At 30.6% G+C, this 11,288-nt stretch carries 11 protein-coding genes and 1 pseudogene; 2 read left to right on the top strand and 10 right to left on the bottom strand.

Annotation, left to right across the window (positions count from 1 at the left end):
• Window positions 1-9 precede the first annotated feature (9 nt).
• Entirely contained in the window at window positions 10-720 is a 711-nt protein-coding gene (locus ACFHWD_RS16055) for a TIGR04282 family arsenosugar biosynthesis glycosyltransferase (RefSeq protein ID WP_378062675.1), read from the bottom strand.
• Window positions 677-1,396, bottom strand: a complete 720-nt coding sequence (locus tag ACFHWD_RS16050) for a TIGR04283 family arsenosugar biosynthesis glycosyltransferase (RefSeq protein ID WP_378062674.1) — start codon at window positions 1,394-1,396, stop codon at window positions 677-679. The genes ACFHWD_RS16055 and ACFHWD_RS16050 overlap by 44 nt, the downstream gene beginning before the upstream one ends.
• Window positions 1,397-1,783: 387 nt before the next feature.
• On the opposite strand from ACFHWD_RS16050, the gene ACFHWD_RS16045 reads away from it, so the two are divergent.
• Entirely contained in the window at window positions 1,784-1,948 is a 165-nt protein-coding gene (locus tag ACFHWD_RS16045) for a Spo0E family sporulation regulatory protein-aspartic acid phosphatase (RefSeq protein ID WP_378062673.1), read from the top strand.
• Window positions 1,949-2,142: 194 nt separating this feature from the next.
• Here the strand turns inward: ACFHWD_RS16045 and helD are convergent, their stop codons facing one another.
• A complete protein-coding gene (gene helD, locus ACFHWD_RS16040) occupies window positions 2,143-4,446 on the bottom strand; it encodes an RNA polymerase recycling motor HelD (protein WP_378062672.1) in 2,304 nt (767 codons plus the stop codon).
• A gap of 216 nt (window positions 4,447-4,662) precedes the next feature.
• A complete protein-coding gene (locus ACFHWD_RS16035; protein ID WP_150357991.1) occupies window positions 4,663-5,151 on the bottom strand; it encodes an ECF transporter S component in 489 nt (162 codons plus the stop codon).
• A gap of 154 nt (window positions 5,152-5,305) precedes the next feature.
• On the opposite strand from ACFHWD_RS16035, the gene def reads away from it, so the two are divergent.
• Window positions 5,306-5,782: a peptide deformylase gene (gene def, locus ACFHWD_RS16030; RefSeq protein WP_378062671.1), complete on the top strand. Its 477-nt coding sequence runs from the start codon at window positions 5,306-5,308 to the stop codon at window positions 5,780-5,782.
• A gap of 77 nt (window positions 5,783-5,859) precedes the next feature.
• Here the strand turns inward: def and ACFHWD_RS16025 are convergent, their stop codons facing one another.
• The 6 genes and pseudogenes from ACFHWD_RS16025 to ACFHWD_RS16000 form a co-directional block, all read right to left on the bottom strand.
• The gene (locus ACFHWD_RS16025) at window positions 5,860-6,165 is read right to left on the bottom strand and encodes a hypothetical protein (protein WP_150357993.1); all 306 of its coding nucleotides are present in this window, start codon (window positions 6,163-6,165) and stop codon (window positions 5,860-5,862) included.
• 20 nt (window positions 6,166-6,185) lie between these two features.
• On the bottom strand, window positions 6,186-7,895 hold the full coding sequence (locus tag ACFHWD_RS16020; RefSeq protein WP_378062670.1) for a B12-binding domain-containing radical SAM protein: 1,710 nt from the start codon (window positions 7,893-7,895) through the stop codon (window positions 6,186-6,188).
• Between the two features lie 54 nt (window positions 7,896-7,949).
• Entirely contained in the window at window positions 7,950-8,489 is a 540-nt protein-coding gene (locus ACFHWD_RS16015; protein WP_378062681.1) for a class I SAM-dependent methyltransferase, read from the bottom strand.
• A gap of 100 nt (window positions 8,490-8,589) precedes the next feature.
• Window positions 8,590-9,306: a zinc dependent phospholipase C family protein gene (locus tag ACFHWD_RS16010; protein WP_378062669.1), complete on the bottom strand. Its 717-nt coding sequence runs from the start codon at window positions 9,304-9,306 to the stop codon at window positions 8,590-8,592.
• Window positions 9,307-9,344: 38 nt separating this feature from the next.
• Window positions 9,345-10,652, bottom strand: a complete 1,308-nt coding sequence (locus ACFHWD_RS16005) for a hypothetical protein (protein WP_378062668.1) — start codon at window positions 10,650-10,652, stop codon at window positions 9,345-9,347.
• 335 nt (window positions 10,653-10,987) lie between these two features.
• Window positions 10,988-11,288 (bottom strand): annotated as a pseudogene (locus ACFHWD_RS16000) (dihydrolipoyl dehydrogenase); the annotation flags it as partial.

Genomic DNA, 11,288 nt, shown 5'->3' with positions numbered 1-11,288 from the left:
ATAACAAAGCTAACTATTTGTATTGATTTTGATTTTGTGGTATTTACTAAATAAGATGTCATTTATAAATTTGTAGGTATTTTGAGGAAAAATTTCCCACTTTATAGTTCTGTCCTTCATCTTATCCCTAAATTTCATTAAATCCTCTTTAGTATCTATATCACAACATTTACATGTAAATCCAACTGTTATATTATTTCTATTTGCAATATCTATAGTACCCTCAATCACTGACTTTTTTCCCCAGTTTATGCTGCTTGAAAATATTTGTGAATTTCTTTTTTTCATACCTATCAAGTAGTATCCTCCATCCTCTGTCGGCCCCAGACATAGATCCTTATCTTCCAATACAGAAAAGGCTCTGGCTATATTGGATGGCTGTATTTCTGGTATATCAGTTCCTATCAAAGCTACTTTTTTATATCCTTTGTGCAGTACAGTATCTATGGCATTGTCCATTTTATCTCCCAAATCACCCCCAATTTGAGGGAATGTATCAATATACTCTGGAATCATATCCTTCATGTAAGATAAATCTTCTTTTGGAGTATATGTAAGGTATATATCCGTGTCATTGACCAAACTACTGCACACTTTGAAAATATCCATTAAAAATTGGATATGAAGTTTGGCACATTCTCCGCCTGTTAAAATTTCCATCAATCTAGTTTTGGTTTTACCTGGAATAGGTACCCTTGTCATAAGTATGAGTGCATTCATCCATACTCCTCCTATACATTTCATTTAATTTTTCTGATGAAACACCCAGAAAATACAGTATCCTGAGTTTATGCATTAATATATGGGTTTTAATAGGACCACTTTTTTTAAATCTTCTTGCAGAAGTTCCAATGCCATATCTGAGCAGCTTCATTTTTCCTATTTTCCTTAATCTCAATGATATTTCTAAATCTTCCATAATATCTATGTCCGCATATCCTCCTAATTTTTCAAATACATCTTTTCTAATGAACATTCCCTGATCCCCGAAATATATTCCAAGTTTTCCTGCTCTAATATTTGAAGTAGTGGATATGTATCTCATAAATAGTGTATTGCAATCATAAAAATAAAGGGAAAACCCTCCTCCTATAATTTCATCCTCTTCAATAGCTTTTTCTATGTAGTCAATTGAATTAGGATCTACAATTGAATCTGCATGTAAAAACCATAGTATATTCCCTCTAGCATATTTTGCACCTTCATTCATCTGCCTTGCTCTTCCTCTGTCACCAGACAGTACCTTTGCACATTTTCTCACTGTTGACACAGTATTATCTGTACTCTCTCCATCTACAAAAATTATCTCTTTTTTTCCCTTCACTTTTTCCAACATTGTTAAAAATGCTTTTATATTTTTACCCTCATTTAATACAGGAATTACTATTGAAACCATTTTAATCACCAAATCAAAATTGTACTTCTTATTTTAATTATAACTTTTTTGTATACAGAACCCTAATTATTATAGCTATTTAAAATACTTATAGTAAGTTATATTATTATTTCTTATCAAAATTTATTATCTGCTATTAATATATGCAAAAAACTTTTAGACATTATTTTATTTTAGTAAATTTTTCCATAACACTTTATACCAATATATACAGACACATTTTTCTTTTTTCCACATTTTCTCCACAGAATAATCCACACCTTATCTACAGAAATTATGTTTATTTTTGTAATATACTGTATTTTATTGGCTAATAAAAGATATGTTTATTTTATTATTATCTGGTAAAATATAAGAGGAGTAAAGTTACCTTATGGGGGAATAGCGATGAAAAATGATTTAGCAAATTTAGATATCGAGATAAATAATCTAAAAGAAACTCTATATCTGCTGATGAAAAACAGTAATCTTACAGACGAAACAGTAGTTAAATGCAGTGAAAAACTGGACAAGTTAATTTTAGAATACCAGAGGAAAAACACTTTTGGTTAGATATTTTTAATTTTATAAACTACATATTCATTTCATTTAAATTTTAAAAGTTCTATTCCTTGGACTTGATTTTAAAAATCTATATAACTTTTTACTATAATAAAAATAGGGGGCTGAGCCCCTGCTTCTAAAACTAAAGTTAGAAATTCATCTATAAACCCATCTATTTTTTAAATTTTTCTCATAAGGTTGGTTTATTTATAAAAACTGTCAATAATCTTTGATATTTTGCCTGAGTAAAATATGTACTCCATGTGAAGGGCTCTAGTGAGAGCTACGTATAATATCTTCTTATCCAATTCATTTTCGGTATAATTTTCTTCATTGCAATTGTAAATTATAGTACAGTCAAATTCCAGCCCTTTTGTCATATAGGAGGGAATTATCATTCTATCTTCTTTCAATACATTATCATTTTCTTTGACTAAATTCCAATTGTAAGCACTGTACTTTTTTAAATAATCTCTGATTTTTTTACATTGGACAGAAGTTTTTCCTATAATGGCTATAGTTCTTTTATTACTGTCATGAACTTTTTTCACTATTTTATCTAAACTTTTACTGAAATCTCTATTGTTTATAAATTTAAGTATTTTAGGAGAATACCCATGTCTTAAAACAGGTACTGCCGGTATTAGATTACTTTTTTGAAGTTCAAGTATCTTATTGGCAAATTCTATTATTTCTACTGTAGAACGGTAGCTTTGAGTCAGCTGAAAATATCTTGTGTTGACTCCAAAGATATCCTGTATAATATCATTCCAGTCGGATATACTTCTATAATCATATATACCTTGGGCAAGATCTCCCACTATAGTCATAGAGCCGCCTGTACTTATTTCCCTTAAGACAGTCATTTCAAAACTGCTGTAATCTTGAGCTTCATCCACAACCAGATATTTAAACCTGAACTTTTCAGGTATTCCATCTATTTTGAATTTCAAATAGCAAAGAGCTGCTAAATCATCACTATCAATTACATTATTCTGTTTATTTGCCTGTATTTCATTCACGAGGTTGTTCCAGCGATTCCTGGAAACTTCTTTACTTATGATCCTTTCAAATACATCCTTGTCCGTTAGAAATTTTTCATAGAGCTTAGATGTATCGACTTCAGTCCACCTATTGAAATAATCCTCAAAATTTTTCTCCGATTGAATTATTATATACTCTTTCTTTTTATCTCTTTCATCGTAGATAAATCTAATTTTATTTCTCCTACCTGCACTGTCTTTCATAGTTTTTTTTAATCTGGCAATTTTATAATCGTATAGAAAATCTATTTTATCCATTATTTTATGTATTTTATCATCTATCTTTAACTCGAAATATTTTTTTATCTTATATTTTTTTTGATTTTCAGGCAAATATTTCATATCCTTCGTGTATAGCCTGTGTATTTCTCTGCTGTCAAATAAAATATAATCATCTACTTTTATATCACTTATATCTAAATCCTTTTCCCCAATATATTTTATGTAATCATCAATTAATTTCCTGTATAAAATACTTCCTCTTATACGGCTGTTGTAGATCATGTTTTTTTTAGAAAAACATTGTTTATTTTCAAGTATATCTGCCAATTTCTTATCTTTGGTATATATTTTACATTTAATGTGCAGTATTTTACTGCACAGTTCTTCAAAAGTCATTTGCTTTACATTGTCTACTCCCAGATCCGGAAGTACATCTGATATATAACTTAAAAAAAGCTTATTGGGAGCTATAACCAAAACGTCTTTTCCGCCTAGTTTATCTTTATATCTGTAGAGTAAATATGCCAGCCTATGAAGGGCCACTGTAGTTTTACCGGAACCTGCAGTTCCCTGAAATATAAGAGTGGTATTTTTTTCTGCTCTTATTATATCGTTCTGCTCTTTCTGAATGGTTGCCACCACATCTTTGAGCCTGTTATTCACACTTTGATTTAAATTTACTTTTAGAAATTCATCTACCAGTGGGTTGCCCTCTTCATTGTCAGATTTAAGTAATATCTCGTTTACTCCATCATCAAAGGCATCTTTTAAATTACCATTTTCAATCAAAAATTTCCTCTTTAAACTGAGTTTTCCACTTATCACTCCAACAGGAGACTTGTAAAATGTATCTCCTTCTACACCACTGTAATATAAATCCGCCAGGGGAGCCCTCCAATCAATTACTTTTTCATCTCCATTTTCTACATCTCCAAGCCCAAATTTGCCTATATAGAAAGTCTCTTTTTCGCTCTTGTATTCTCTAAAATCAATTCTTCCAAAATAAGGTTTTTCTTTGCTTTCTTCGTATTTTTCAAGACTTTTATGGGTGATATTATAAAGTTTTTCCTTTGTATCCAGTTCTTCATTATACTTTCCCCTAGACTGCTTCCTCAAGTCCTCTATACTCATCTTTAATTTTTTGTCATTTTGCTGTATATTTTTTATTTCTGATTCCAACCATTTTAAAGTGTCCTTCAAATGTTCCTTTTCAATTTCCATTTCACTAGAATCTATAGACATAGTATCCCTTCTCCCACTCCTGTACTTACTGTATAAGATATTATATAAATTTTATATTTAACATTATAACATGTCAGAACCACAAGAAGGAAATATTACAAATCTCTTTTTACTAAGTTAGGACATTTTCTTATATTTGCGCAAAAGAATAAACTGTTGAATAATCAAACATTCAGCAGTTCATTCTTACTCTAATTATATTCTCATTGTTTGAGTCTAAATCCTTTTGAGACTAAAGCTTCTCGAAAGTGCTCCCAGAATGCCAAGAGAAATAGCTCCATCTATCATATGATGAATAAGTGTACCAACTCCTACTACTATGAGTACCTTGTACATAGTAAACCCGAAAGGTATTACTGCTATGGCCTCAAGTACTCCGTGAATAGGCGCTGTAAGCACTATGATCTTTTTAAAAGATATTCCTTTTTTAAGCATAAATGCACCTGCCAATCCAACAAATATATGACTGGCTGCCCTTGCTGCTATTACAAGAGGCGAAGTAACTAAAAATCCTATTACAGATCCTATCCCCACCATTACTGCTGCAAAAGGTCCTAAAAACATCGACATAAACATAGGTACATGAGCAGCCAAAGTAGCGCTAAAAGGCCCAAATTGTATTTTTAAAATTCCAAAAGCTGTTGGTATTACAATTGCCAGAGCTGTTAGAAGCCCTGAATAAGTAAGTTTTTTTATATTATTCATTTTTCTCCTCCAAATTAGTGTATATACTCTTATATATACACTAATAATATAATAGTTAACTCAAAATGTAAAGCTATTAAATCTAAATTGATCCTTTTATGAAATAAATGTATAATTTATTTATTGGCGATTAGATTAATAGGGAGGTAATAATTTGGCAATAAGAAAAATATTGCAATTTGGAGATAAATTGCTGAATAGAGTTAGCAGACCAGTGAAAGAAATAGACGATGAAATTCTGAAAATTATAGAAGATCTTAAGGATACTTTAAATAACAGTCCTGACGGTGTTGGTCTCGCTGCTCCTCAAATAGGAATACTTAGGAAAATTGTAGTTATAGACTTAAAAAAAGAGGATTCTAAGCCTATAATTTTAATAAATCCTAAAATAATCAAAAAAACAGGCAGACAGGAAAGTGTAGAAGGATGCCTGAGTTATCCAGGATATGAAGGAGTTGTGATAAGGCCAAAAAAAATCTTAGTGACAAGTGAGGATATAGAGGGCAATGAATCGACTTATAAAGTTGACGGAATTGTATCCAATGTATTTTGCCATGAAATAGATCATTTGTTCGGCATTTTGTATACAGACAGGACAAAAAAAGTATATAAGGTAAAAGATTCAGATTAATATAATCGGGCAAAAAAATGAGGCTGTCCTATTTTAATACCTTAGGGCAGCTCAATTCATATCCAGTCTAAAAATAATTAGAGATATCTTACGGATATTCCCTTCGATCCAAATAGATTTCCAATTAAAGGCAGCTTCGCTTTTTCATATATGAGTACTTCTTCCTCCATTTCAAGTCCTCTTTCCACATATACATTTATACCCTTATAGTTGTACCTATTAAATATTTTATTGCTTCCTTTAAAATCACTTGAAAATTCTACAGTTATCTCCCGTACTTCCATAGCACAGCATCCTCCGGATGTAGAAACAGTTTTAACTACAAAATCTCCGCCTTTTTCTCTTGCATATTCAAGGGCTCTGTCATCAATAGTCAAGTTCATAATATCAACTCCTTCATTATTTAAATATGGCCGAAAAAATATAATTCCCTTTTTCCGTCAAATACTACATATCCATCTTCTTTTTCTATAAGGGAGCTTTTCAAGAGCTTTTCTATATTTATAGAAAATTTTTCAAGATAATAATTCTTCGATACCGCTATATCCTTATCCTGTATTTTTTGCTTTATAAGTTTTTCTCCATATTTATCCCTATATCTCAATAAAAAATCTGGAAGCCATCGTTTTTTATTGAACTTAAGATAATCATATTTTATTATCTCATTTAATTCAATATTTTTTTCCTTTAAATACTGTTCTTCAAATTCAACAAACACCTTATAATATTCTGCTGATGATATATTTCTAGTTAAATATCCACTATTATAAAAAAACATTCCCAATTCATAATAAAAGTCAAAGGCAGTTTTAAACTTAGTTGCAAAATAATTTAGTATATGTGTAAACTTTCCAGAATTATAGTACTTATCTACCATCTTCTCTATTCTTTTTAATACAACTAGTTCTTCATAACTTATGTTGTCTGTTTTTAAAACCTCATATGGGGCATAAGGAGAATGCACAATTCCCAAATTTTTTGCATCTTTCCTCAGGTCAGATCCCTTTAAAAGTTTTAAAAATCCAAGCTGAATTTCTTCTGGCTTCACAGAATACACATCATTGAATGATTTTTTAAAGGAACTAAAATCCTCTCCCGGAAGTCCTGCTATTAAATCAAGATGCTGTTTTACATTGTGGTTTTTTTCTACTTTTTTCACTTTTCTCTTTATTTCTTGAAACTCAACATGTCTGTTTATATTATTTAGAACCCTGTCATTTGTAGTTTGAACTCCAACTTCAAGTTGAATTCTTCCTGCAGGAGCCCTTTGAAGTAATTCTATTTCATCTTCTGTAAGGATGTCTGCCGAGATCTCAAAATGAAAGGTAATATCTGTATCTGCATCTATTATAAACTTCCAGAGTTTCATAGTAAATTCATGGTTGCAGTTAAAAGTCCTGTCTACAAATTTTATAAGTTTTATATTTTTTCTCATTAAAAATTGAAGTTCTGCTTTCACTCTCTCAATATTCAGAAATCTGACACCTGCAGTAGTTGAAGATAAGCAGTATTTACAGTTAAAAGGGCATCCCCTGCTGGATTCGTAATATATTATCTTATTTTGAAAATCCTCTTTCGCTTTATAGGGAAATACTATTCTGTTCATGTCTATTAATTTTCTATATCCATTTAAAATTATTTTGTTATTCCATTTAAAACAAAGTCCATTTATATTCTTAAGCTTTAAAAAATCTGTTTCACTATTTTCTCTACCTGAATTCCTGAAATTTTCTATCTGAAATTTTACAAATTCGCAGTAAGTTTCTTCTCCCTCTCCTATGATTACATATTCTCCCGCAGCATCTTTTAAAAATTTACAGCTGTCATAGGAGACCTCCGGACCTCCATATAGAATCTGGATTTTAGGATCAACAAGCTTAATCAGCACAGCCAGAGATTTGATATACTCTATATTCCATATGTAACAGGAAAAAGCTACTATGTTAGGTTTCTCACTTATGATCTCCTCTAAAACTCTCTCCAGTATATCATTTATTGTAAACTCCCTTACAACACAATCATAATCAAGTTTCTTGGTATAAGCCATTAAATATCTTACTGCCAAATTACTGTGAATATATTTTGAATTCAATGCAGTCAGTAATATCTTCATATGAGTTTCCTATTTACCTCCAAATCACCATAGTTTTCTAATAGGCATCACAAATTACAATTTAGAATTTCGTTTCAAACTAGACAATATTTTTTTCTTGGCCTTTATATAGTAAATTCCATCCGAATTTCTAAAATCTAAAACCTTAAAATAATCTTCCAGCAGTTTTAAAGTATTTTCTTTAGAACTATTTTTTAAAATATTAAAATCCCTTATTTTTATTTTCTTAAGTTTTCCTCCAGGTACTGCTATTTTTATATCTCCGCAAAAAATTTTATTATATCCCTTGTCTATATCCCATATATGCAAAAATCCATTTTTATTCAAATATCTATGTATATTCATTATAAAATTTTTCTTTTTAAAATTAAAGCAGAGTTTGTCAAAAGAAAATAACAGTATACAATTATCATAGTAGTCCTCCGTTATATTTTTCCGTTCATCTTTTCCACTTATATATTCAACATTTATGTTATCGTTAAATTGCTTATATACATTATATACTATGCCCTGATTGTCAAGACCTACATCCAGTAAATTTCCCTTAAATATTTCATTTTCCATATTTATAAATACATTTCTATTCAATCGAATCACTATCCTTTATGAACATATAGTAAAAAATATAATAAAATACATAATATGCTATATACTTACTATATATGTTCTGTAAAAGGAAAAAAAATCCTCCAATCTATGGAAGAATTTTTAAATTTTCTATTTCATTGAAATATTTAAGCATAAAGCCTGCTGTAGTCCTCTCAGCTTCTTTTATAATAATCATGGATATCTTACCGTATCTTTCCTCTCTGGACTCTACATTTCTGTTTTTTATATAGGTGCTGTTTGCCATTATAGCATTGTTCTTTATAAAATCATCTACTTTATCGTATATTATGGGTTCCTCTTCTGTAGTAAAAGAATAATCTGTCATAAGCTTTCCTATTATCCAGAGTTCAAATTTTCTATGACTGTTTAAAAGTTTATTGTTTACATGATGTGGGACTGTAACATCCTGAACAAGATGGCAGGATGCTCCAAAATAAAATAAAGCCCTTTGAATTTCTCTATCTTTCAGAAATTGTAATGATCTATTATAATATTTCTTGCATTCTGTCAGTGCATCTGAAAACCCGTATAGTCCTCTGCCTCTAGTTATATGATAAAAATGATTTGAACTCTTAAAATCTTGATCTGCCCAGGTAACTCCTATATTCAAAGCCTTTACGTATTTTTTAAAAAACTTATATTCTTCCGTATATCCATTGATCTTTAATATTTCTATAGCCTGTATAATTATGAACTTATGAACAGTACAATTTGTCTTCATGATCTTTTTCTTAAGTGGATTTACTGCAAGGAATATACCTTTAACAGCATTTCCATAAGTTTTTTCAATTCTACGCTTCATCCAATAATAATCTCCTCTTTAAATATATTAATGCACTTTCAAGAATTTTGATTCTTTAAAATGAATATAATTCCGAGTATCACCGTTAAAAGTAAATATAGGTAAATGTTTTTATTTACTTCCGGCTTTACATTAATTTTGCCTCTTTTTATACTATATAAATATCCACTCTCTCCGTCAAGTGTTAACAATGACTTATCATATATCTTTATGCTGGAAATTTTAGAAATATCCTTAAATTTAACTTCTGCTAAAGGGGAACCTGCTCCCCGAAAACTATAGATTATATTATCTGAATTATCATAAAAGAATATACAATCTCTTGATTTTAAATCTCCATTTGAATCTACAGCTAAAGTTCCTAAAGTGCCTACACTTTTATGCTGATACAGTGGAGCCGGAGGATTTGTGCTTGGGTGGTTGTCAAGTATGAACTGCAGTGGTGAACTCTTGACACTCTTGAATTTTGGAGAAGTAACTGGATCACCTCCGCTGTAATCCGGCCATCCATACCATATACTTTTCTCTATATCATATATATAATCCGTATCTCCTATAACAGGCCTGCTCCCTCTATTTTCCATACCTCCAACACTGCATATAAGTTTATTATTACTTGTAAAATCCATACCGCCTATATTTCTTATCCCCCAGGCAAAAGTTTCACTGCTGTCGTTTTTTATATTATATACTATTACGGAGGCATTTCCTGGAAAATGCTGTGGCACTATCTGCCCCTTTAAGCTCTTTGTATTATAACTTTGAAATGCCCCTCTCTTGTACTTGCCAAAATTAATTCCCCTCAAGGTTATATCCTCTGGTGTCACATCATGGACATAGAAATTCTTCTTAACCCATTTGTTGTCATCCCCCACTACAGCTGAATTAGTTGCAGCCCCTATGGATACATATATATATTCCCCTCTTACTTTTAATAAGCTGTCTTTATAATCTCCATAATTAGGGAGATTATCTAAAAGAACTGTATTTTTATTTTGTTTCATGTTATAGCAATATATTTTATCTTTTGAAGAATAATATAGGTTATTTTTAAAATAGTCTATACTGTGAATATCCAGCTCAGGATCTTTGAATATATCATAACTCTTTCCATTTTCTTTTATAATCTGTATTTTATTTCTATATGCTATGTAATAATTATTCTTTTCATCCACTGTGAAATCAACTGAGTTCTTTAGCCCACTATATTTCAAACTACAGCTTAGAGCGTTGTCTTTCAACTCCACCTGAATTTTGGGATGTGTTTTATCAAAATAAAATTGAATTGCAAAAACTGATGCAGATATAAGCACAAGCATTGATAAAACTTTCAATAATTTTTTCATAAATATAATACTCTCCTCAAATATAGATCCTAAAATATTATATTAAAAAAATTTTCTGCATATGAATGTTTATTTAGAAAGAATACTACAATAATTTGTATGTTATAATTTCGGAAAATTTCACCATGTTACCACCTCTAAAAAATAATTCTAAGCCTCAATAAAAAAATTATTAAAGCTTAGAATTATTCAAATTAAATTAATTTTTAATTTACAGAATTGAGAGCTCTGTTTTGGACAGCCAGCGCGGCTTCTTTGAAAGCTTCATTTATGGTTGGATGAGCATGTATTGTAGTTATAACTTCATCTGCAGTGGCCNCAAATTAAATTAATTTTTAATTTACAGAATTGAGAGCTCTGTTTTGGACAGCCAGCGCGGCTTCTTTGAAAGCTTCATTTATGGTTGGATGAGCATGTATTGTAGTTATAACTTCATCTGCAGTGGCCTCAAGCCTCAGTGCAAGTGCAGCTTCCCCTATGAGATCCGTGGCCCTGGGTGCCATGATGTGAACACCAAGGATTTCTTCTGTTTTTCTATCCGAGATTATCTTTACCATTCCATCCGTCTCCTTAGATATCACGGCTTTCCCATTGGCACCCATGGGGAAAATACCTACTTTGTAGTCAATTCCTTTT

The sequence above is a fragment of the Clostridium sp. MT-14 genome (assembly GCF_042436595.1).
Classification (GTDB): domain Bacteria; phylum Bacillota; class Clostridia; order Clostridiales; family Clostridiaceae; genus Clostridium_B; species Clostridium_B aromativorans.
Note: the sequence above shows the minus strand (reverse complement) of the source record. Positions and strands in the feature narration are given on the sequence as shown.